This is a genomic window from Pseudomonas sp. FG98, assembly GCF_057808595.1.
In genome coordinates this window covers 18,298-41,540 of sequence record NZ_JBMDIJ010000012.1, presented here as the reverse complement: position 1 = coordinate 41,540, position 23,243 = coordinate 18,298, and the positions used below count along the sequence as shown (strand labels likewise).

The 23,243-nt window shown below is 61.0% G+C and carries 16 protein-coding genes, 1 other RNA gene and 1 pseudogene; 10 read left to right on the top strand and 8 right to left on the bottom strand.

The annotated features are described in order from the left end of the window. Positions 1-624: 624 nt before the first annotated feature. On the bottom strand, positions 625-903 hold the full coding sequence (locus ACODSK_RS10895; protein WP_489015902.1) for a hypothetical protein: 279 nt from the start codon (positions 901-903) through the stop codon (positions 625-627). A 179-nt stretch (positions 904-1,082) separates the two neighbouring features. Between ACODSK_RS10895 and ACODSK_RS10890 the strand changes: the two genes are divergently transcribed. From ACODSK_RS10890 to ACODSK_RS10870, 5 genes and pseudogenes are all read left to right on the top strand, one after another. Further along, entirely contained in the window at positions 1,083-1,340 is a 258-nt protein-coding gene (locus ACODSK_RS10890) for a helix-turn-helix domain-containing protein (protein WP_489015901.1), read from the top strand. A gap of 200 nt (positions 1,341-1,540) precedes the next feature. Then, entirely contained in the window at positions 1,541-1,873 is a 333-nt protein-coding gene (locus ACODSK_RS10885) for a response regulator (protein WP_489015899.1), read from the top strand. A gap of 122 nt (positions 1,874-1,995) precedes the next feature. Then, a pseudogene (locus ACODSK_RS10880) lies at positions 1,996-2,293 on the top strand (hypothetical protein). A gap of 420 nt (positions 2,294-2,713) precedes the next feature. Further along, positions 2,714-3,337, top strand: a complete 624-nt coding sequence (locus tag ACODSK_RS10875; protein WP_489015898.1) for a recombinase family protein — start codon at positions 2,714-2,716, stop codon at positions 3,335-3,337. 31 nt (positions 3,338-3,368) lie between these two features. After that, positions 3,369-3,575, top strand: coding sequence for a hypothetical protein (locus tag ACODSK_RS10870; RefSeq protein WP_489015896.1), 207 nt, complete (start codon positions 3,369-3,371; stop codon positions 3,573-3,575). A gap of 221 nt (positions 3,576-3,796) precedes the next feature. On the opposite strand, the gene ACODSK_RS10865 is transcribed toward ACODSK_RS10870, so the two are convergent. The 6 genes from ACODSK_RS10865 to ACODSK_RS10840 all read right to left on the bottom strand — a co-directional run bounded on the left by ACODSK_RS10865 (position 3,797) and on the right by ACODSK_RS10840 (position 14,001). Continuing rightward, positions 3,797-5,299 (bottom strand): ATP-binding protein, encoded by a 1,503-nt coding sequence (locus ACODSK_RS10865; RefSeq protein ID WP_489015894.1) that lies wholly within the window; start codon positions 5,297-5,299, stop codon positions 3,797-3,799. 379 nt (positions 5,300-5,678) lie between these two features. After that, positions 5,679-5,775, bottom strand: an RNA gene (gene ffs / locus ACODSK_RS10860) — signal recognition particle sRNA small type. Positions 5,776-6,117: 342 nt separating this feature from the next. After that, on the bottom strand, positions 6,118-8,475 hold the full coding sequence (gene ligA, locus ACODSK_RS10855; RefSeq protein WP_489015893.1) for an NAD-dependent DNA ligase LigA: 2,358 nt from the start codon (positions 8,473-8,475) through the stop codon (positions 6,118-6,120). Positions 8,476-8,762: 287 nt separating this feature from the next. Then, a complete protein-coding gene (zipA, locus tag ACODSK_RS10850; RefSeq protein ID WP_489015891.1) occupies positions 8,763-9,650 on the bottom strand; it encodes a cell division protein ZipA in 888 nt (295 codons plus the stop codon). 201 nt (positions 9,651-9,851) lie between these two features. After that, positions 9,852-13,340, bottom strand: coding sequence for a chromosome segregation protein SMC (smc, locus tag ACODSK_RS10845; protein ID WP_489015889.1), 3,489 nt, complete (start codon positions 13,338-13,340; stop codon positions 9,852-9,854). Between the two features lies 1 nt (position 13,341). Further along, the gene (locus tag ACODSK_RS10840; protein WP_489015888.1) at positions 13,342-14,001 is read right to left on the bottom strand and encodes a GntR family transcriptional regulator; all 660 of its coding nucleotides are present in this window, start codon (positions 13,999-14,001) and stop codon (positions 13,342-13,344) included. A 402-nt stretch (positions 14,002-14,403) separates the two neighbouring features. Between ACODSK_RS10840 and xdhA the strand changes: the two genes are divergently transcribed. From xdhA to guaD, 4 genes are all read left to right on the top strand, one after another. Further along, positions 14,404-15,858 carry a xanthine dehydrogenase small subunit gene (gene xdhA / locus ACODSK_RS10835; protein WP_489015886.1) on the top strand — a complete coding sequence of 485 codons (1,455 nt, stop codon included), beginning with the start codon at positions 14,404-14,406 and terminating at the stop codon, positions 15,856-15,858. Then, positions 15,851-18,250 carry a xanthine dehydrogenase molybdopterin binding subunit gene (gene xdhB / locus ACODSK_RS10830; RefSeq protein WP_489015885.1) on the top strand — a complete coding sequence of 800 codons (2,400 nt, stop codon included), beginning with the start codon at positions 15,851-15,853 and terminating at the stop codon, positions 18,248-18,250. Before xdhA ends, xdhB begins: the two co-directional genes overlap by 8 nt. A gap of 152 nt (positions 18,251-18,402) precedes the next feature. Continuing rightward, positions 18,403-19,248 carry a xanthine dehydrogenase accessory protein XdhC gene (gene xdhC / locus ACODSK_RS10825; protein ID WP_489015883.1) on the top strand — a complete coding sequence of 282 codons (846 nt, stop codon included), beginning with the start codon at positions 18,403-18,405 and terminating at the stop codon, positions 19,246-19,248. Positions 19,249-19,264: 16 nt separating this feature from the next. Then, positions 19,265-20,572, top strand: a complete 1,308-nt coding sequence (gene guaD, locus ACODSK_RS10820; protein WP_489015881.1) for a guanine deaminase — start codon at positions 19,265-19,267, stop codon at positions 20,570-20,572. 157 nt (positions 20,573-20,729) lie between these two features. On the opposite strand, the gene ACODSK_RS10815 is transcribed toward guaD, so the two are convergent. Then, the gene (locus tag ACODSK_RS10815) at positions 20,730-21,500 is read right to left on the bottom strand and encodes a GntR family transcriptional regulator (RefSeq protein WP_489015879.1); all 771 of its coding nucleotides are present in this window, start codon (positions 21,498-21,500) and stop codon (positions 20,730-20,732) included. Between the two features lie 468 nt (positions 21,501-21,968). Between ACODSK_RS10815 and ACODSK_RS10810 the strand changes: the two genes are divergently transcribed. Next, positions 21,969-23,204 carry an NCS2 family permease gene (locus ACODSK_RS10810; protein WP_489016013.1) on the top strand — a complete coding sequence of 412 codons (1,236 nt, stop codon included), beginning with the start codon at positions 21,969-21,971 and terminating at the stop codon, positions 23,202-23,204. Positions 23,205-23,243 lie beyond the last annotated feature (39 nt).

Genomic DNA, 23,243 nt, shown 5'->3' with positions numbered 1-23,243 from the left:
GTCTTAAAAGCAAGTCAGGGCTAGATAGCTATCAACCGAGGTTCAAACGAACACTCGAAGGACGGCTATTTATCTGCCAGCAATCGATAGTTCGCAAGACGGCGCCGCTACCAGTCAATGGTTAGTCATCGCGCCAACCTCTCGCCTGTTCAGGCTGCAAGCAGTTGCGTAAATCGATTGCTCACAGTCCGAGCAGGCTTCTATTACATGAAATAGCTGAGGCTTATCGATGGCTCTCTCCAATGAGAAAAGAATAGAACTGTGTATCGACGAGGCTCTGTCTTACAAACGTCACCAATTGAGCAAGTGGGAGATCAAGTTCCTGAACGGCCTTCGTTCAGGGTATTGGAAGTACTCACAATTGACCGTTAAGCAAAAGACTGTAGTCAGGCCGATACTCAAGCGATTGAAGCTGCTGCCTCCATCGCCGAGATTCCCGATGTAAAGGCGGCTATCGCAGTGCAGGGTCAATAGGAAAGGAATCACAGCGGATGCAACGTCCGCCCCGTCACGACTACTGCACTGCGACAGATCTCATGTCACCGGACGGCTTCCCAGGAGCAAACTATTGCACCCAACGCGGGATCGCTACCGTGGGCCAGACGTCTGTAGCTCATAACCCACTCACTGAATCCGAACAGGACTGTAGCCCTTGCTGCTCATGCAGAGCTGGTAGGTCTGTTGCTGCTTGTGCTTGATGTTCGCGCCCTCCATGAACGTGCCCCGGTACTCGTAATCAGCCGCTTGCACGTAGTTAGCCTGCATCTGGCAATGAGCATCGTCCTGAGACACCTCCTGCTGCGTAACACCGCTCTTCACCATCTGGTACTTCGGTTGTGCAGCACATCCCCCCAACACCAGTGCAGCACCGAAAATCAACAAGTCCTGCGTCCATCTACCCATCCGAACCTCTCCTATCTCCCTGCCAGAAGCGGCAGGAGGTAATAAGCCCTGGACATGGCAGTAAGCCATCAATCCAGCCCGACTGGATGGTGACACGGATACGGTGAAATTCACAATATACTGTGAAGACCTGAGACCCACTGAGACCGACAGTTCACCCCTCTGACAAGGGGGTTGGCGTGGACGCAGGTTTGGCATTCGGGAAGGTTCTACGCGAGCGACGGAAGCTCGCAGGTCTCACCCAGGAACAACTGGCGCTAGAGGCCGACATTCAGCGGAACTATGTCAGCCTGATCGAACGGGGGGTGAACCAGCCAACCATCATGGTCATCTTCAAGCTTGCTGCTGCACTGGGGTGCTCTCCGTCATCCCTGATAGCTGAAGTCGAATCCTCGTTAGGCACCCAGCCAAACGACAGCCATGCTAGAATTCGCTAGATTGTGAACGATCCCATCAGCTTCATGGTCTGATTTCCCATGGGGCAAGTGTCTACCCCTCCATCCCGTTTGTTGCCTTTGATCTGCGACCTATTATTCGGTAGCAGCATATCTACCCTCGGCAGCTTCCAGGCCTCTCGCCTTTCAAGAAGTATCGTCGAATGCACACACCCCGAGCGTTACCTTCCACGATCCTCATCGTGGAGGATGATCCGGTCCTACGCTATTTATTCCAAGAAGTTCTTTACGAGCTAGGGCGCGAAATAATCGCGGTCGAATCCGCCGATCAAGGACTGATCGCCCTTCAGAACCATCGGATCAGCTTGCTCATAACAGACGTTCAAACTCCGGGAGATCTTGACGGCTGGGCCTTGGCCTGGATTGCTTACGAGAAGAGTCCAGATATACCGGTCATCATCATCAGCGGCTTCCATCTACATGCACAGGGTTCCAAACCACCCAACGCTGTGTACCTTCAGAAACCGTGGTCTGCCGGTAGCCTGTACCAACTCGCAGAAGACCTTATTGAGTGAAACGCAACAGCACCAAGAAGATGCCTTATTTGGTGTGCCGGAGAAGGTGCATCCCCCTTGCCTCTCATCGAAACGGCGCTATCTTGATTCTTGTGTCGTTGATTTCGCTTCGGGAGGGGGCAATGAGAGTTCGGGGCGAGGCGTTTTGGCGGTGGGCTGATCCGAAGCTTCACTGCCGTACCCATGAAGAGACGGTAGTGGACGGTACGTTCATTGACGTCCAAGTCAGGCTCTCAAGAGTTGGGCGACTCAGTTGTTTTTGGGCATTTACGGTGTGGATGGAACCATGATACTGGAAGAGGGTACGACTCTCGCCCAGGGGAATCCATGACGAAAGCTATGGCGTGGGGCGTGCAACGCGCCAGACACTTAGCTTCTGAACAGACGAAGCATTTCCAGGACGGACGCGTTTCAGGATGAATTAATTGCTCAAAAAGCAACCAATATCTAATCCCGCACGTCAGCCCACCCTCTCACACTACCCCAACCTCTTTCGGCCTTATCCCCGATTTCCGGGGCATCTACCGCTGCGGTATCAAGCCAGACGCCCGTTTAACACCTCTTCCCAGGACTCTCAGCGCTCCTCGGAAGAAAGCGGCGGCTATGGCCCCTTTCGCACTCCAGAGCTGGGGCTTAGTGCAACCGCCAGAGTCGAAAGCTAACGACTGCCTGCATCAGGTCCAGCCCCTGACCTGCTCAGCCCAAAGACCTATCATTTGAGTAGAGCCATATGGGAAGGCGATAGGAATCATCCGAAACCTATCAATCACCAGTAGCTATTTAGCCAAATGATAGATTATCATTTGACTATCTACTTTCTGGACAAAGGATAAAACGGACATGAGCGAAGCCCACCTCTACCTTCGGGCATCCACCAAGGATCAGGACGCGGAACGAGCCAAGCAGCTCCTGCTGGACTTCGCACAGAGCCATCACTTGAAGGTCACCGGTATCTACGCCGAGAACATCAGTGGCACCAAACTGGATCGCCCAGAACTCTCCCGGTTGTTGGAGACAGCAGCCCCTGGGGACGTCCTGTTAGTGGAATCGGTGGATCGCCTATCCCGCCTATCCCAGGAAGACTGGTCGCATCTCAAGGGCGTCATAGAAGCTAAGCGGCTGCGTCTGGTCGTGGCCGATCTACCCACCAGCCATATGCTCGTGAACGACAAGGGAATCACCGGGCAGGTGATGCAGGTAATCAACAGCATGCTGATCGACCTGATGGCTACCATGGCCCGACTGGACCAGGAGAAGCGTGTAGAACGGATCAAGCAGGGGCTGGAGAACAAACGTGCTCGTGGCGAGAAGGTAGGTGGCAAAGGCCGCGATCAGAAGAAGTGGGAGAAGGTGGCTGACTTGCTGAAACGAGGGAGTTTGACGATGGACGAGATTGCCAAGCTCGCTGGCGTTGGGGTCGCAACCGTCTACCGTATCAAGCGGGAGTTGTCTCAGCCAGCCTGAGGCGCCATCAGAGCCCTTGGGGGAAGCGTAAATGGACGACAAGACCGACGTGGTAGCCGATACCCTGGAATTGCTACTGATGAACCAGACAGCTCTCAGAGCAGCCCTGGAAGAAGTGTCGTTGTGGGTAGGCCAACGAGGATCGACACAAGTTCACGATAGCGTCCTGGCAGCCCTTCAGACGCTCGATATGAATGCCGAAAGTATCGATCAGGGGATCGTTCGCCTTCGCTCATAGCCGCCTTCGGGGCGGCTTTTTACTAGCTGCGATATTTTAGAATTAGCCGGTGGGGGGGGTAGGACGCAATCGATACAGGGGTTAAGTACCGAGCCACTGGACGCTCTGCGTCAGCGTCTCCAGACAGTTTCGACAACCGGCAGGAGTCGAACAAGAAAACAAAGGAAGCCCATGACCTCACAAACACGTACCCACCCACCATCTCCAGCACTGAATCGAATTCAAACCCCTAGATCATTTACATACTCTAAAACCTTCGAGAGAAGATACTGCTGAATATGCCCGACCGTCATTGAGCTTTGCTGCTCTGGAATCTCTCCGGGAATACCCTCACCAGTTGTCCGCCAAGTTGGCTCAATACAGATGAGCCTTCCATCAGCCAAATCAACCATAATATCAGGCTGCAAGTTACTTTTCGGATCCAGCTTCCGCTGCTCTGCGGTAACAACAGCGGCAACCCCAACGTCTTGAAGCGCACGATCTATACAACTTGCCAGCGCCTTATTCATTGACTTATCTGACTTAGACGCTAACTGCTGAACTCGCTTATACTCGTCGGAAGTTTCAGGAGATGCTGCCCTGATAGTTGCCGCATTAGATGCTTGCGTTCCCGCCAACAACTGGAAGAATCTCGCGACCTGCATAGCCGAACTTGCGTTAGCCGCAGACTCTTTCTTCTTTTTGAGTTTGTCAGTAATCGCAGCATCGCCGAAAGTGCGAATAGAGCTAACTGCCACGTTCGGCGTCAACTCAAAGAGTCGAACATCTAAGTGCCGTAGCAGGAATGCTACCTGATGCCTTTTCTTCCTCCACTCGCCCAAGTAGCCAGATGTGGAATCGCCAGCGTCAAGCACTGCAATCATCCGATCAATATCAATCCGCTTTTCGGTTCCTTGCGTTAGATTTGCGACTGTCAAACTCAGCTCGCGAGTATCATCACCTCCCACCAGAATCCAAACGCTCGGCAACCTTCGCTCTTTTAGAGTATCGCCAAACGCGTTATTCAACTCTTGGGATTTGGCCTCTAACAAGCTGTAGAACTGACTGATGGTTTCACTTCGCTGGAGCATTGGAAGTACGACATCATTACCGAGGCCAAAGGCCTCTAGCCCTTGTCCAGAGTTAAGCGAACGGGCCGTAATATCAGCAACTTCAAAATAGCTCTGCTTTGGAAGTCCAGTAAAGTTATAGCGACCTTGAGAGGCGAAATCAACGATACTGTCACTACCGACAGCCCATGCGGTAGTCTGAATCAACTTAGCCGAACGCTCATCAGTGATAGGCCAAACTATAAGAACTCTACCTTCTCTCGTCCTAAAGAACCGACGTAGCTCTTCAAAAAACACACGGAGCTCACCCTCATCCAACACAGGATTGTCTCGCTCGAGCATAACGAAGATTTGGCCTGTGACCGGAGAAGTACTCAAGGCGCGAATTTCAGCAATAGCCTCCACCAATGAAAACTTATCTGAAATCGGCGTAATGTGCGCCCCAGAATAGAATCGTGGCAAGGTACTCAGAAAGGTAGTTTTACCAGAGCCGGATGGCCCGACGAAAAGTTCAAACCTTCCCAATCCGCCATTGGAAACTTGGCGAAGAAGTTGCTCAACTCTCGCTGTTGCGTCAGGAACCTTTCGCACAATCTGGGTTAAATCCGCTTCTTTTTCAACAGCGGCATCCTGCAAGCTCTCATAGCGCTTGGGGAGAAGGAGGTTTGAAATCACCTGATCATCCTGAAAGTTAGATATAAAAATCCTATTGGACTAAAATTCTTTGCGCATTATATCTAACTCAATTCGAAGGATAGGTCAATGCAGTAGGACGGATAAGACCATAATCCGAATCAGATCCGAGCAGGTAGGGTCAGGGCATCACGCACCTGAACAGAGCCAAACACGCAAACACCGATGATGATATGACATCGACGTACGCATGGGTCAAAGATGGATGCTGCCGCACAACACTAACAGATTGGCTCAAGGCGCTCACAGCGCTAACATACCCTTTAGGGCGCACCACTCTGGTGTGCCTAAACGCTGGTCCACTTCTGGATTTTCTTGCGAAGAATCCTTGAAAAATCAAGGACTTATAGAATGGAGGCGGCCCCACCAGCCACACCCCGGCACACAATGTTCCCGCTATGGCTGCTCCCTTCCGGGCCTGACCAGGTTGACGGGTAATCGTTGCGGGGGGACCGATGGGGCCACCATTACGCAGCTCGTCAGGTGACGAGCCGCGCCATTGTACCGGTCTGAGGCAGAGTTACAACCTCTCGGCGAGAAAAAATCATCATTTCTCAAGGACTTGTCCGAAGGGGATGGCTGACAACAGACTTTTTTGCAGTTGGTCGCGAAGCTGTGGATAAACCTGAATGCCGGTTTTGTCAGGCGTATTAGGGACACCGGGTTTATGGGGGCACCCGAGGTCCGTAGCCTTCCTGACACAATTAGGTGAATGGTTTTGGGGCCGCTGTGCGGCCCTTCGCGAGCAAGCTCGCTCCCACAGTGTCATGACAAAGCCGGCTTGACTTGAGGCCGCCCTGTCAGATCGCGATGCCCTGCCCCGCCAGAAACTCGACGAAGGCATCCTCATCCATGACCTTGACCCCCAGCTCGTTGGCCTTGGTCAGCTTGGAACCGGCACCCGGACCAGCGACCACGCAGTGGGTCTTGCCCGACACGGAACCCGCCACTTTCGCACCGAGGCTTTCCAGCTTGTCCTTGGCCAGGTCGCGGTTCATGCGCTCCAGCGTGCCAGTGAGCACCCAGGTCTGCCCTGCCAGCGGCAGGCCTTCGGCGGTCTTTTTCTCGCTGGCCCAGTGCATGCCGAATTCCAGCAGTTGCGCTTCGATGGCGCGGGCGAGGTTGCGGTTTTCTTCGATGAGGAAGAACTCGCGCACCGCTTCGGCCTGCTTGGTCGCGAGGGCCTGGCGCAGATCAATCGCATCAGCGGCAAAGATCTTGTCCAGGCTGTCCAGCTTGGCCACCAGCTTTTCCGCACCGGTCGGGCCGACCGAGGCGATGTCGAGCTTGGCGATCATGCCGGCCAGGGTGGTGCTGGCAGCGAATTCGGCAGCCAGTTCGCCTTCGTCCTGCAGCTGCATGCCGCAGTCGAGCAGTTGCTGGATGACGCTGCGGTTGTGCTCGTCCTCGAAGAAGTTGTGGATCTCGTAGGCGACCTCCAGGCCGATGTCCGGCAGGTAGGTGAGCACCTGCGGCAGGGCCTGCATGACCCGCTGCAGCGAGCCGAGGGAGCGGGCCAGGACCTTGGCGGTTTCTTCGCCGACATCGGGGATGCCGAGGGCGTAGATGAAGCGGGCGAGGCCCGGGCGTTTGCTGTCCTGGATAGCAGCGAGCAGTTTGTTGCTGGAGACCTCGGCGAAGCCTTCGAGCTCCACCACTTGTTCGTAGGTGAGGCCGTAGAGGTCGGCCGGCGAGGTGATGAGGCCTTCGTCCACCAGTTGCTCGACGCTCTTTTCACCCAGGCCTTCGATGTCCATGGCGCGGCGCGAGACGTAGTGGATGATCGCCTGCTTGAGCTGGGCGGCGCAGGCCAGGCGGCCGACGCAGCGGTACACCGCGCCTTCGCTGACCGTTTCCTTGCCCTTGCTGCGCTTGACCAGCTGGGTGCGCTCGACCTGGGAGCCGCACACCGGGCATTCGGTGGGAATCTGCACCGGGCGCACGGCGTCCGGGTCGCGGCGCTCCAGCACCACTTGCATGACCTGCGGGATGACGTCGCCAGCGCGACGGATGATCACGGTGTCGCCGATCATCACGCCCAGACGGGCGACTTCGTCCATGTTGTGCAGGGTGGCATTGGCCACGGTGACGCCGGCGACCTTGACCGGTTTGAGCCGCGCCACCGGGGTGACGGCGCCGGTACGGCCGACCTGGAATTCGACGTCGAGCACTTCGGTGAGCTCTTCCATGGCCGGGAATTTGTGGGCGATGGCCCAGCGCGGTTCGCGGGCGCGGAAGCCGAGTTCACGCTGCGAGGCCAGGCTGTTGACCTTGAACACCACGCCGTCGATTTCGTAGGGCAGGTCGTTACGTCGGGCGCCGATGTCCTGGTAGTAGGCCAGGCATTCCTCGATGCCGGCTGCGTGCTTGAGCTCACGACTGATGGGCATGCCCCAGGCCTTGAGTTGCTGGAGGATGCCGATATGGGTGTCGCCGACCGGCGCGGAGACCTGACCGATGCCGTAGCAGCAGAATTCCAGCGGGCGGCTGGCGGTGATCTTCGAGTCCAGTTGGCGCAGGCTGCCGGCGGCGGCGTTGCGCGGGTTGGCGAAGGTCTTGGCGCCAACGGCCGCCTGGGCTTCGTTGAGTTTGTCGAAGCCGGCCTTGCTCATGAAGACTTCGCCGCGCACTTCCAGCACTTCCGGCCAGCCCTCGCCTTGCAGCTTGAGGGGGACGTTGCGGATGGTGCGGACGTTGACGCTGATGTCCTCGCCGGTGGTGCCGTCGCCGCGGGTGGCGCCTTGTACCAGTTGGCCGTTGCGGTAGAGCAGGCTGACGGCGAGGCCGTCGAGCTTGGGTTCGCAGCTGTAGTCCACTGGTGCGCCGCCACCGAACAGGTCGCCGGCCGGCAGGTCGAGGCCGTCGACCACGCGGCGGTCGAACTCGCGCAGGTCGGTTTCTTCGAAGGCGTTGCCCAGGCTGAGCATGGGCACTTCATGGCGGACCTGGGTGAAGGCCGAGAGAGCAGTGCCGCCGACGCGCTGGGTCGGCGAGTCCTCGGTGACCAGCTCCGGGTGCTCGGCTTCGAGGGCCTGGAGTTCGCGGAACAGGCGGTCGTACTCGGCGTCCGGGATGCTGGGCTGGTCGAGCACGTAGTAGCGGTGGTTGTGCTGGTCGAGTTCGGCGCGCAGTTCGAGGATTCGGGTTTCGGCTTTCATGGTTCGGGGTCTCTTGCTAAGCAGAAGAGCAGTCGGGCGATGGTCAGTTGGAAAGGAGAGCCTTGGGGCAGCGCGGACCTTGTGGGAGCGGGTTTACCCGCGATTGCGGTGGTGAATCCGGCATCGCATCGCGGGTAAACCCGCTCCCACAGGGTTCAGTGGTGGCTGCACTATCGCTATCGCTGGCAAGCCAGCTCCCACAGGGTTCCTCACTGCTCGCACTATCGCTGTAAGCACAAGGGCCGCTAAGCGGCCCCTGTGGTATCAACTGCGTGTTTCTAGTTTTTTCAGCGTTTCTGGGTCAGCGCCCGGCGTTCGAATTCAACGATACGCTGACGGTAGTGTTCGATGGTCTGCGCGGTCATGACGCTGCGCTGGTCATCCTTCAGTTCGCCATTCAGCTCGTGGGCCAGCTTGCGCGCGGCCGCCACCATCACGTCGAAGGCCTGCTTCGGATGACGCGGGCCCGGCAGGCCGAGGAAGAAGCTGACGGCGCGGGTGCTGAAGTGGTCGATGTCGTCCAGGTCGAAAACGCCCGGCTTGACCGCGTTGGCCATGGAGAACAGCACTTCGCCATTGCCGGCCATGCTTTCGTGGCGGTGGAAGATGTCCATTTCGCCGAAACGCAGGCCGCTTTCGAGGATGTTCTGCAGCAGGGCCGGGCCCTTGAAGCCGCCTTCGTCGCGGGAGATGACGCTGATCACCAGCACTTCCTCGACTGGTGGCAGTTCCTTGCCCTCGGCAGCGGTGCCGTAGCCGGTGGTCGTGGTGGTGCGGGTGTTTTCCGCCGGGAAGTCGTCTTCGGCATCGGCAAACAGGTCAGGCTCGCGCTCGCGCTCGCGCGGTTCGGCGCTGAGGTTGAGGTCGCCCTGCTGCGGCTCGTTGCCGCGCTTGCCACGCTTGTTGCCCTTGCCGGCCTTGGGTTCACGCGCCGGGGCGCTCATCGACGGCAGGTCGTCCTCGTCCAGTTGCGGCTCCTGGTGGTTATCCAGGACGCGGGACGGGCCGAGCACTTCGGCGTTGTTGTCGTCGTCAGGAAGATTGGAGAAGCTGCGGTCCAGACGGAATTTCAACTTGCCCTTGCCGCCGCGCATGCGGCGCCAGCCGTCGAAGAGAATACCGGCAATGACTATGATGCCGATGACGATCAGCCATTCGCGCAGACCGATTTCCATGTAATCCCGTGCCTCTGTAAAAAATGCTGAAAAATAAAAGGGTTAAAACCCTTTAAAACGTGGCGCCAACTCTATGTTCTGACTGACGTTTTACCCACGCACGAAAAATTGACATTAAGCTAGCACGACCAAAGATAACTTTACACCGTCTATACCGTTTGACCGGTGCATTTGCCCAAAGATCGTGCATCAACTCCCGTTTCAGGCGTCGACCATGGCCATCGCCTCCTCCACATCCACCGCCACAAGGCGCGAGCAGCCTGGCTCGTGCATGGTCACCCCCATCAGTTGATCGGCCATTTCCATGGCGATCTTGTTGTGGGTGATATAGATGAACTGAACGGTCTGACTCATCTCTTTCACCAGTCGCGCATAGCGGCCGACGTTGGCATCGTCCAGCGGCGCGTCGACTTCATCGAGCATGCAGAACGGTGCCGGGTTCAATTTGAAAATGGCAAATACCAGGGCCAGGGCAGTCAGCGCTTTTTCACCGCCGGAGAGCAAATGAATGGTGCTGTTCTTCTTGCCCGGCGGGCGCGCCATGATCGTCACCCCTGTATCGAGTAAATCTTCGCCCGTCAGTTCCAAGTAAGCGCTGCCGCCACCGAAAACTTTCGGGAAAAGTGCCTGCAATCCGGCATTTATCTGATCGAAGGTATCCTTGAAGCGGTTGCGGGTTTCCTTGTCGATCTTGCGGATGACGTTTTCCAGGGTGTCGAGGGCTTCGACCAGGTCGGCGTCCTGGGCATCGAGATAGCGTTTGCGCTCGGATTGCTGCTGGTACTCCTCGATGGCCGCCAGGTTGATCGCGCCGAGGCGCTGGATACGCCCGTCGAGGCGCTCCAGTTCAGCCTCGGCCTCCTGCTCGCTGGCCTCGGGAGCGAGGGTGGCGAGCACGCCGTCGAGGTCGTAGCCATCGGCGTGCAGTTGTTCGTGCAGGGTCTTGCGCCGCACGCTGAGGCCCTGCCATTCCATGCGGTGCTGCTCCAGCTGGCCGCGCAGCAATTGCGATTGCTGCTCGGCCTGGCTGCGGCGTTTTTCCGCGTCGCGCAGTTCGCGGTCGGCGTCTTCCATGTGCAGGCGCGCCTGACGCATTTCCTCGTCGACGCTCATGCGTTTTTCCAGCAGCTCTTCCAGCTTCAGGCGCAGCTCTTCCAGCGGTGCCTCGCCCTCCTCCAGGTTGAGGCTGAGCTGCTCGCGCTTTTCGGTGAGGCGTTCGGATTGCAGCTCCAGACGCTCCAGGGCCTGGCGCGTTGAGTCGTGCTGGGCCTTCAGCGAGCCGAGGCGCACGGCCAGCTGGTGGGCTTGGTCCTTGTGCTGGCGAGCTTCCTGACGCACCCGGTCGAGATGCTCGCGCAGGCCGTCGCGCTGGGCCAGCAGCAGTTCGCGCTGCTCGGTGTCCTGGGCCATCAGCTCCAGCGACTCCTGCAGGATCAGGCGTGATTCACCCAGCTGCTCGTGCTCGACGGCGCGCTGTTCGGCGGCCTCGGCCAGTTCGTCCTCAAGACGCTGGCGGCGCAGGTTGAGCTGTTCGGCGCGAGCCTTGCCGGCGGACAGTTTGGCCTTCAGCTCGCCCTGCTGGCGGGCTTCGTCCTGGGCACGGCGACGCAGTTGTTCGCGGCTGCCTTCCAGTTGGCGCTGCTGTTCGCGGACGTCGGCGAGTTGTTCGTCGAGCTGGGCCAGACGGGCTTCCTGCTCTTCCTGTTCGAGGCCAAGGCGCTCCAGCTCCTGACCACGGGCAAGCACGCCGCCCTGGGCATCGCTGGCGCGGCTGACCCGCAGGAAATGCCGGCCAACCCAGTAGCCATCGCGGCTGACCAGGCTTTCGCCCTCGCCCAACTGCCCGCGCTGGGCCAACGCCTGCTCTAGGGTTTCCACCGGGCGAACGCGCCCCAGCCATGGGGCCAGATCCACCGCGCCCTCGACCTTGTCCAGCAGGCTGCCGGGCAGGCGCGTTGCCCCGGCCTTGGCGTCGAGCAGGCGCAGTTCGCCCTGGTCGAAACCGTCGAAGCTCAGGCCGTCGAAGCCGTCCACCAGCACCGCTTGCAGATCGGCGCCGAGCACGGTTTCCACCGCCAGCTCCCAGCCGGCTTCGACGCGCAGGCCTTCGGCCAGCCGTGGCCGCTGTTCCAGGCCGTGCTCGCGCAGCCACTCGGCCGTGCCTTTGCCCGGCTCCAGCGCCGCCTGTTGCAGTGCCTCCAGCGACGCCAGCCGACCGCCCAGGCGTTGCAGTTCGCCTTGCGCCTGCTGCTGGGCCTGGGTGGCTTGTTGCAGTTGCTCGCGCAGCGTATCGAGACGCTCCGCCGCCTGTTGTTCTTCCAGTTGCAGGTCTTCCAGCACCAGTTCGCTGCTGGCCACCTGCTCGGCCAGTTCGAGGATCGCGGCGTCTTCCGGATCGGCACTGAGCTGATCGCGTTCTTCACCGAGCTTGCGCTGACGCTCGGCCAGACGCTCCAGGCTGTGCTCCAGTTGCTGGATGCGCGACTGCTGCACCTCGGCCTGACGCCGCGGCTCGGCGGAGCGGGCGTTGAAGCCGTCCCACTGCTCCTGCCAGCCGTGCATGGTGGTTTCCGCTTCTTCCAGGGTCGCGGCGGCTTCCTCGGAGGCGGCCAGGGTCATTTCCTGCTCGGGTTCGAGCATTTCCAGCTCTTCGCCGAGGGTCGCCAGCAGGGTGCGGTCGTGGCCGAGGTGGGATTCGGTTTCCTGGCGCGAGCGCTCGGCTTCCTTGAGGTCGTCCTGCAACTGGCGCAGACGCTGCTGGCCATGCTGGATGCTCTGCTCGATGCGGGCGATATCGCCGCCCACCGAATAGAAGCGGCCCTGTACCTGGTTGAAGCGCTCGGACAATTCATGGTGCCCATCACGCAACCGTTCGATGCTGGCGTCGGCGTTGCGCTGGTCGGCCACCAGGGCCTCGAAGGACACCTCCTGGTCGCCGATCACGCTTTCGCGTTGGCGTACCTGCTCGTCCAGGGCGCGCCAGCGCAGGGCCGACAGTTGCGCCTTGAGCTGACGCTCCTCGGCCTTGTATTCCTTGTATTTCTCCGCCGCCTGGGCCTGGCGGTGCAGGCGTTCGAGCTGGCGCTCCAGCTCTTCGCGCAGGTCGGTCAGGCGCTCGAGGTTTTCCTGGGTGCGGCGGATACGGTTCTCGGTTTCGCGGCGGCGCTCCTTGTATTTGGAGATGCCGGCGGCTTCCTCGATAAAGTTACGCAGCTCCTCGGGCTTGGCTTCGATCAGCTTGGAGATCATGCCCTGCTCGATGATCGAGTAGCTGCGCGGCCCCAGACCAGTGCCGAGGAAGATGTCGGTGATGTCCCGGCGCCTGCATTTGGTGCCGTTGAGGTAGTAGGTGTTCTGCCCGTCGCGGGTGACCTTGCGGCGGATCGAGATCTCGGCGTAGGCGGCGTATTCGCCGACCAGGGTGTTGTCGCTGTTGTCGAACACCAGCTCGATGCTCGCCTGGCTCACCGGCTTGCGGCTGGTGGAGCCGTTGAAGATGACGTCGGTCATCGACTCGCCGCGCAGGTTCTTCGCCGAGCTTTCGCCCATCACCCAGCGCACCGCGTCGATGATGTTGGACTTGCCGCAGCCATTGGGCCCGACCACGGCGGCCATGTTGCTGGGGAAATTGACGGTGGTCGGGTCGACGAACGACTTGAAGCCGGCCAGGCGGATGCACTTCAGGCGCATGTCAGTCGGTCACCAGGGCCGACAGCACCAGCTCGCAGCTACGGGTGCAATAGGCGGTAAGCACTTCGCGGATGCGCGGCAGGTCACCGGCGATCACCGCTTGCAGCAGTTCGGCGAACAGGGCGAGGAAGTCGCTCATTTCAGCCTTGCGTCGGTCCAGCGCCAGGTAATAGGCACGGCTCATGGCCGGCTGCAGGTTTTCCACGGTTTCCTGCAGGTAAGGGTTGTTGGCGAAGGGATAGGCGGCGCGCATCACGGCGAAGCTTTCTTCGACGAAGGCAGTGATGTCCTTGCGCTGGCAGGCCTCCTTGAGGCGCTGCTGGATGGCCAGGAACGGCATCAGGTCGGCTTCGCCCTTGCGGTTGTTGACCACCGAGTTGCCGAGCAGGATGTACAGCTCGCCCATCAGCGCGCAAAGGCTGCGCAGGTTGTGCTCGTTGAGCTCGGTCACATGGGCGCCACGGCGCGGCAGGATGGTCACCAGATGGCGGCGTTCGAGGATCAGCAGGGCCTCGCGCACCGAGCCGCGGCTGACATTCAGCGCCTGGGTGACCTTCTGCTCCTGGATGCGTTCGGCAGGCTTGAGTTCCCCCCGGATGATCCGCTCGGCCAGGTAGTGGGCAATTTGCTCGGAGAGGCTGTCCGGCGCCTTGAACGTCATGGTTTTCCTTCGCAATCGTTGAACGGCTAAAAACCCGGAAGTGTACCGCAAATGCCCTTTGCCGGGATGAAAGACGCCGCCAACTTGCACGAGGCTTTTGTCTCTGGCGTACGACTTTTCATGCAAAAACGGCTTGCCGTCGCGTACGCCCCACTCCCCGCGAAGGTTTCGCTCAAGGCTAGTCGAGGATCGGGCATGGTGCTTGCAGCTCATCGTTCATCTATTTGGGCGTTTTCCTACGACAACAGTGCTTAACTGAAGACAGGGAACAGCGCACCGGATGACAGGTCGTGGAAAATTTCCTGACCTTTAAGTCAGAAAATCGTTGACCGGAAAGTCAAGGCTGAATACATTCCGCCTCAGTCCGCTCAACAACAATAATTTCGCTTGTGAGGCCCTTCCGTGATCCAGTTTCTCTTGAACCAGGAATTGCGCAGTGAGCATGCCCTGGACCCCAACATGACGGTGCTCGAGTACCTGCGCGAGCATTTGGGAAAAACCGGTACCAAGGAGGGCTGCGCCAGTGGTGACTGCGGTGCCTGCTCCGTGGTGGTTGCCGAACTGCATACCGATGACGCCGGCAAGGACAGCCTGCGCTATCGCAGCCTGAACTCCTGCCTGACCTTCGTTTCTTCGCTGCACGGCAAGCAGCTGATCAGCGTCGAAGGCCTGAAGCACCAGGGCAAGCTGCACAGCGTGCAACAGGCGCTGGCCGACTGCCATGGCTCGCAATGCGGCTTCTGCACGCCAGGTTTCGTCATGTCGCTGTTCGCCCTGCAAAAGAACAGCGACGCCCCGGACCTGCACAAGGCCCAGGAAGCCCTGGCCGGCAACCTGTGCCGCTGCACCGGCTACCGGCCGATCCTCGCCGCTGCCGACCAGGCCTGCTGCCAGGCCAAGCCCGACCAGTTCGATGCCGCCCAGTGGCAGACCATCGAACGCCTGAAGGCCATCGCGCCGAAGGAAATCGGTGAACTCAACAGTGGCGACAAGCGCTGCCTGGTGCCGCTGACCGTGGCCGACCTGGCCGAACTCTATGGCTCGCACCCGGAAGCCCGCCTGCTCGCTGGCGGTACCGACCTGGCCCTGGAAGTGACCCAGTTCCACCGCACCCTGCCGGTGATGATCTATGTCGGCAACGTTGCCGAACTCAAGCGCATCGAGCATTTCGACGACCGTATCGAGATCGGCGCTGCCACCCCGCTGACCGACTGCTACGACGCGTTGAGCGCCGAGTACCCGGACTTCGGCGAACTGCTGCACCGCTTCGCCTCGTTGCAGATCCGCAACCAGGGCACCCTCGGCGGCAACATCGGCAACGCCTCGCCGATCGGCGACTCGCCGCCCCTGCTGATCGCCCTCGGCGCGCAACTGGTGCTGCGCAAGGGGGACGTCACCCGCACCCTGAAGCTGGAAGACTATTTCATCGATTACCGCATCACCGCGCGCCAGGACAGCGAGTTCATCGAGAAGATCATCGTGCCCAAGGCCCGCAACAACTGGGCGTTCCGCGCCTACAAGGTGTCCAAGCGCCTGGACGACGATATTTCCGCAGTCTGCGCGGCGTTCAACCTGCGCATCGAGAACGGCGTGATCGAACAGGCGCGCCTGGCCTTCGGCGGCATGGCGGCGATCCCGAAACGTGCCCGTGCCTGCGAGGCCGCGCTGACCGACAAGCCGTTCAACCAGGCCACCCTGGAGAAAGCCTGCCAGGCCCTGGCCGAGGACTTCACCCCGCTGTCGGACTTCCGCGCCAGCAAGGAATACCGCCTGCTGGGCGCGCAGAACCTGCTGCGCAAGTACTTCATCGAACTGCAAACACCGCACATCGAGACCCGGGTGACCGCTTATGTCTAACCATCATCACGTCGCCAAGAGCCAGGCGGAACTGGCCGAACTCTTCGCCCAGGACCTGACCACCGGGGTCGGTCGCAGCGTCAAGCACGACAGTGCCGACAAGCAGGTGTCCGGTGAAGCGGTGTATATCGACGACCGCCTGGAATTCCCTAATCAGCTGCACGTCTACGCCCGCACCGCCGACCGCGCCCACGCGCGCATCCTCAAGGTCGATACCAGCCCGTGCTACGCCTTCGAAGGCGTACGCATCGCCATCACCCACGAGGATATTCCCGGCCTCAAGGACATCGGCCCGGTAGTGGCCGGTGACCCGCTGCTGGCCATCGACAAGGTGGAGTTCTTCGGCCAGCCGGTGGTCGCCGTGGCCGCCCGCGATCTCGACACCGCGCGCCGTGCGGCGATGGCGGCAATCATCGAATACGAAGACCTGGAACCGGTGCTCGACGTGGTCGAGGCCTTCCGCAAGAAGCACTTCGTCCTCGACAGCCACACCCACCAGCGTGGTGACTCGGTTACTGCCCTGGCCAGCGCCCCGCACCGCCTGCAGGGCACCCTGCATATCGGTGGCCAGGAGCACTTCTACCTGGAAACCCAGGTGTCCTCGGTGATGCCCACCGAAGACGGCGGCATGATCGTCTACTGCTCGACCCAGAACCCCACCGAAGTGCAGAAGCTGGTGGCCGAGGTGCTGGACGTGCCGATGAACAAGATCGTCCTCGACATGCGTCGCATGGGCGGCGGTTTCGGCGGCAAGGAAACCCAGGCGGCCAGCCCGGCCTGCCTGTGCGCGGTGATCGCGCGCCTGACCGGCCAGCCGACCAAGATGCGCCTGCCACGGGTCGAAGACATGACCATGACCGGCAAGCGCCACCCGTTCTACGTCGAATACGACGTCGGCTTCGACGACAGCGGTCGCCTGCACGGAATCAACTTCGACCTGGCCGGCAACTGCGGTTACTCGCCCGACCTGTCCGGTTCGATCGTCGACCGCGCCATGTTCCACTCGGACAACGCCTACTACCTGGGCGATGCCACCGTGCACGGTCACCGCTGCAAGACCAACACCGCGTCGAACACCGCCTACCGCGGCTTCGGCGGGCCGCAGGGGATGGTCGCCATCGAGGAAGTGATGGACCGCATCGCCCGTCATCTGGCCCTCGATCCGCTGGCGGTGCGCAAGGCCAACTACTACGGCAAGACCGACCGCAACGTCACCCACTACTACCAGACCGTCGAGCACAACATGCTCGAAGAAATGACCGCCGAGCTGGAGGCCAGCGCCGACTACGCCGAGCGCCGCGAGTCGATCCGCCGCTTCAACGCCAACAGCCCGGTGCTGAAGAAAGGCCTGTCGCTGACCCCGGTGAAGTTCGGTATCTCCTTCACCGCCACCTTCCTCAACCAGGCCGGTGCGCTGATCCACATCTACACCGACGGCAGCATCCACCTGAACCATGGCGGCACCGAAATGGGCCAGGGCCTGAACATCAAGGTGGCGCAGGTGGTGGCCCAGGTGTTCCAGGTGGATATCGACCGGATCCAGATCACCGCGACCAACACCGACAAGGTGCCCAACACCTCGCCGACCGCAGCGTCCAGCGGCGCCGACCTGAACGGCAAGGCCGCGCAGAACGCCGCCGAAATCATCAAGAAGCGCCTGGTGGAGTTCGCCGCGCGGCAGTACAAGGTCACCGAGGAAGACGTCGAGTTCCGCAACAACCATGTGCGCATCCGCGACGAGTTCGTCACCTTCGATGCGCTGATCCAGCAGGCGTACTTCGCTCAGGTGTCGCTGTCGAGCACCGGCTTCTACCGCACGCCGAAGATCTTCTACGACCGCAACCAGGCCCGTGGCCGGCCGTTCTACTACTACGCCTTCGGCGCGGCGTGCTGCGAGGTGATCGTCGACACCCTGACCGGCGAGTACAAGATGCTCCGTACCGACATCCTGCATGACGTCGGCGCCTCGCTGAACCCGGCCATCGACATCGGCCAGGTCGAGGGCGGCTTCGTCCAGGGCATGGGCTGGCTGACCACCGAGGAACTGGTGTGGAACGCCAAGGGCAAGCTGATGACCAACGGCCCGGCCAGCTACAAGATCCCGGCGGTGGCGGACATGCCGATCGACCTGCGGGTGAAGCTGGTGGAAAACCGCAAGAACCCGGAAGACACGGTGTTCCACTCCAAGGCCGTGGGTGAGCCGCCGTTCATGCTGGGGATCGCCGCCTGGTGTGCGATCAAGGATGCAGTGGCGAGCCTGGCGGATTATCGCGAGCAGCCGAACATCGACGCCCCGGCGACCCCGGAGCGGGTGTTGTGGGGTTGCGAGCAGATGAGGAAGGTGGTGGCAGCGCGGCAGGCTTCGGTCGAGGTCGAGGCTGTGACCGAGTAACAGGCTGGCCTGTTTGTGAAGGCTGCTGGCCTCATCGCCGGCAACGCCGGCTCCCACAAGTTTCAGAGGTGTGCTCGGTACTTGTGGGAGCTGGCGTTGCCAGCGATGAGGCCAGCACTAGCAACACAAGATTCCTGGAGAGGACATAAATCATGCATCAATGGATCAACGCCCTCGCCGACCTGCAAGCCCAGGGCGAACCCTGCGTCCTGGTGACCATCATCGAGGAGCGCGGCTCGACCCCGCGCAATGCCGGTTCGAAGATGGTGGTCAGCGCCTTCCAACTGTACGACACCATCGGCGGCGGCCACCTGGAATACAAGGCCATGCACATCGCCCGGCAGATGCTTGCCGAGGGCCGCGAGTCGCCGCACCTGGAGCGCTTCAGCCTCGGTGCCAGCCTCGGCCAGTGCTGCGGCGGCGCCACGGTGTTGCTGTTCGAGCCGATGGGCGCAGTGCAGGCGCAGATCGCCGTGTTCGGCGCGGGCCATGTCGGCCGCGCTCTGGTACCCTTGCTCGCCGCCCTGCCCTGCCGGGTGCGCTGGATCGATTCCCGCGAGCAGGAATTCCCCGAAACCCTGCCCGCCGGCGTCAGCAAGATCGTCGCCGACGAGCCGGTGGACGAGGTCGACGAACTGCCCCCGGGCAGCTACTGCATCGTCATGACCCACAACCACCAGCTCGACCTGGAACTCACCGCCGCCATCCTCAAGCGCAACGACTTCACCTGGTTCGGCCTGATCGGCTCGAAGACCAAGCGTGCCAAGTTCGAACACCGCCTGCGCGACCGCGGTTTCGACGCCGAGCGCATGCAACGCATGCGTTGCCCGATGGGCCTGGCCGAGGTGAAAGGCAAGCTGCCGATCGAGATCGCCGTGTCCATCGCCGCCGAGATCATCGCCACCTACAACGCCAGTTTCGGCCAGCACAACCCGGCCGTGAACGCCGAACCCATTGCCCAGTTGCTGCCGCCTTCGCGGCGCAGCCACGCCATCTGAATTTGACGAGACCGTTATGAGCGCAACCCGCAAAGCCTACCGTTCCGCCATCCTGCACAGCATCGCCGACCCCGCCGAAGTGGGCATCGAGGCCTCCTTCGAGTACTTCGAGGACGGCCTGCTGGTGGTCGACAACGGCCAGATCAGCCGTCTCGGTCACGCAAGCGACCTGCTGCCGACCCTGCCCGCCGATATCGAGGTGGTGCACTACCAGGACAAGCTGATCACCCCGGGCTTCATCGACACCCATATCCACTTCCCGCAGACCGGCATGATCGGCTCCTACGGCGAGCAACTGCTGGACTGGCTGAACACCTACACCTTCCCTTGCGAGAAACAGTTCGCCGACAAGGATCACGCCGACAAGGTGGCGAAGATCTTCATCGAGGAACTGCTGCGCAACGGCACCACCACCGCGCTGGTGTTCGGCAGCGTGCACCCGCAGTCGGTGAATGCCTTCTTCGAAGAAGCCGAGCGCCTCGACCTGCGGATGATCGCCGGCAAGGTGATGATGGACCGCAACGCCCCGGACTACCTGACCGACACCGCCGAGTCGAGCTACACCGAGAGCAAGGCGCTGATCGAGCGCTGGCACGGCAAGGGCCGCCTGCACTACGCGGTCACCCCGCGCTTCGCCCCGACCAGCACCCCGGAGCAACTGCAACTGGCCGGGCAACTGCTGGGCGAGTACGACGGCCTGTACATGCACACCCACCTGAGCGAGAACCTCAAGGAAATCGACTGGGTGAAATCGCTGTTCCCCGAGCGCAGCGGCTACCTCGACGTGTACGACCACTTCAAGCTGCTCGGCGAGCGCTCGGTGTTCGCCCATGGCGTGCACCTGTGCGATGCCGAGTGCCAGCGCCTGGCCGAGACCGGTTCGGCCGTGGCCTTCTGCCCGACCTCCAACCTGTTCCTCGGCAGCGGCCTGTTCAACCTGCCGCAGGCCGAGCAGTTCAAGGTCAAGGTGGGCCTGGGCACCGACGTCGGCGCCGGTACCAGCTTCTCGCTGCTCAACACCCTGAACGAGGCATACAAGGTCATGCAGCTGCAGGGCGCGCGCCTGCATCCGTTCAAATCGCTGTACCTGGCGACCCTCGGTGGCGCGCGTGCACTGAGCCTTGACGACCGCATCGGCAGCCTGAAACCCGGCAACGACGCCGACTTCGTGGTCCTCGACTACAAGGCCACGCCGCTGCTGGACTACCGCCTGCAACAGTCCAACAGCATCGAGGAGACGCTGTTCGTGCTGACCACCCTGGGCGATGACCGCACCATCAGCCAGACCTTCGCGGCGGGTGCTTGCGTCCACCAGCGTAGCTGATATTTGAAGAGCACCGATGCCCCCTGTGGGAGCTGGCTTGCCAGCGATTGCTGTAGTGAATTCACGATAGCTATCGCTGGCAAGCCAGCTCCCACAGGGTTATTCATCGCCCATGAAAAAGGGGCTCATGCTTGAGCCCCTTTTCTCATCCTGGCTTTCAGTTCTTGGCCGAAACCGCACCACCGCGTTTCTTGCTCTGCAGCAGGTGCGAGAACACCGCGTGCAGGTCGTCCGAGGCGCTTTCCTCGTCGAGGTTGAGCTTGCTGTCGATGTGGTCCATGTGGTGCATCATCAGGTCCACCGCCTTGGCCGCGTCGCGGGCCTCGATGGCGTCGATCAGCTGCATGTGCTCGTCGTAGGAGCAGTGCGAGCGGTTGCCGCTTTCGTATTGGGCGATGATCAGCGAGGTCTGCGACACCAGGCTGCGCTGGAAGCTGATCAGCGGCGTGTTGCCGGCGGCCTCGGCGAGCTTGAGGTGGAATTCGCCGGACAGGCGGATGCCGGCACCGCGGTCGCCGCGGGAGAAACTGTCGCGCTCTTCGCGGACCATCTCGCGCAGTTCGTTGAGTTGCTCGGCGGTGGCGTGCTGTACCGCCAGCTCGGTGATAGCGCGTTCGACCATGCGCCGGGAGAAGAACACCTGGCGCGCTTCCTCGACGGTCGGGCTGGCCACTACCGCACCGCGGTTGGGCCGCAGCAGCACCACGCTTTCGTGGGCCAGGCGCGACAGGGCGCGGCGGATGATGGTGCGGCTGACGCCGAAGATCTCGCCCAGTGCTTCCTCACTCAACTTGGTACCCGGGGCCAATCGCTGTTCGAGAATGGCCTCGAAGATATGCGCGTAGACGATGTCATCCTGGGTGCCGCTGCGACCACCGGCCTTGCCGGCTCGCGGGGCTTTCTTGAGGGGTTGTAACTGTTCGTTCATGGGCACTCGCGCACGAAGATTCACCTATCGGGCCTCGACTGTAATACCAGCCAGTGGGGCGATGGCAAGTCCTGGGTAGAAAAATGACGGCATAAGGTATTGCCGCATTGTACACAGCAATCGGCATTTCTGCAGGCGCCATCATTCGTTATAGCCCTTGCGACAAACAAAGTGCGCACATCCAATAAAACAGTATTTGCATTCTTTGTATACAAACGCATAATCCACCGGGCAACTTCTTGACCCAAAAGTCAACTCACGGTCCGAAGTCGCCAACAACCTTCCCTCGCAGAGCCCCCAGTGAACGTGCAGGACCAGCTCTGAAAAACAAGAAAGACTTGAGGAGTACACGCTGTGGAAAGCCGCAAATCCGACGCCCCTACGCTGGATCTTGCCCCACCGCTCGAAACGAGCTGGCTGGAGCGGATTTTCAAACTCAAGCTACACGGCACCACTGTAAAGACCGAGATGATCGCCGGCCTGACGACGTTCATCACCATGGCCTACATCATCTTCGTCAACCCCAACATCATGGCCGATGCCGGCATCGATCACGGTGCGGCGTTCGTCGCCACCTGCATCGCCGCCGCCCTCGGCTGCCTGCTGATGGGGCTGTACGCCAACTGGCCGGTCGGCCTGGCGCCGGGCATGGGCCTGAACGCCTTCTTTACCTACACCGTGGTCGGGACCATGGGCTACACCTGGGAAGCCGCGCTGGGCGCGGTGTTCGTCTCCGGGGTGCTGTTCATGTTCCTGACCCTTTCCCGCGTGCGCGAATGGCTGCTCAACAGCATCCCGGTCAGCCTTCGCCATGCCATGGGCGCCGGCGTCGGATTGTTTCTCGGACTGATCGGCCTTAAAACCGCGGGCATCGTCGTCGACAGCCCGGCCACCTTGATCAAGCTCGGCCATCTCAACGAGCCCGGCCCGCTGCTGGCGGCCGTGTGCTTCCTGATGATCGCGGTGCTCAGCTACCACCGGGTGTTCGGCGCGATCCTCATCAGCATCATCACCGTGACCCTGGCCGGCTGGGGCCTGGGCCTGGTGGAGTACGGCGGGGTGTTCTCGCTGCCACCGAGCCTGGCGCCGACCTGGATGGCCATGGACGTGGCCGGGGTGTTCAACGTCAGCATGATCGCCGTGGTCCTGGCCTTCCTCTTCGTGCACATGTTCGACACCGCCGGCACCCTGATGGGTGTGGCCCAGCGCGCCAACCTGGTGAATGCCGACGGGCGCATCGAGAACCTGTCCCGCGCACTCAAGGCCGACAGTGCCTCCAGCGTGTTCGGTGCCGTGGTGGGCGTACCGCCGGTGACCAGCTACGTGGAAAGTGCCGCAGGCGTCGCCGCCGGCGGGCGTACCGGCCTGACCGCGGTGGTGGTGGGTCTGCTGTTCGTCGCGGCGATGTTCTTCGCCCCGCTGGCCGGCATGATCCCGGCCTATGCCACCGCTGGCGCGCTGATCTACGTGGCGATGCTGATGATGGGCAGCATGGCCCACATCGAATGGGACGAAGCCACCGACAGCATTCCGGCGATCGTCACGGTGATCATGATGCCGCTGACCTTCTCGGTGGCAGACGGCATCGCCCTGGGCTTCATCACCTACGTGGTGCTCAAGGCCTGCACCGGCAAGCACAAGGAAATCTCCGCCAGCCTGTGGGTGCTGTGCGCGATCTTCATTGCCAAGTTCATCTTCCTGTAAGGGATAGATGAGGGGACAGGAGCCTCACCTTCGGGTGGG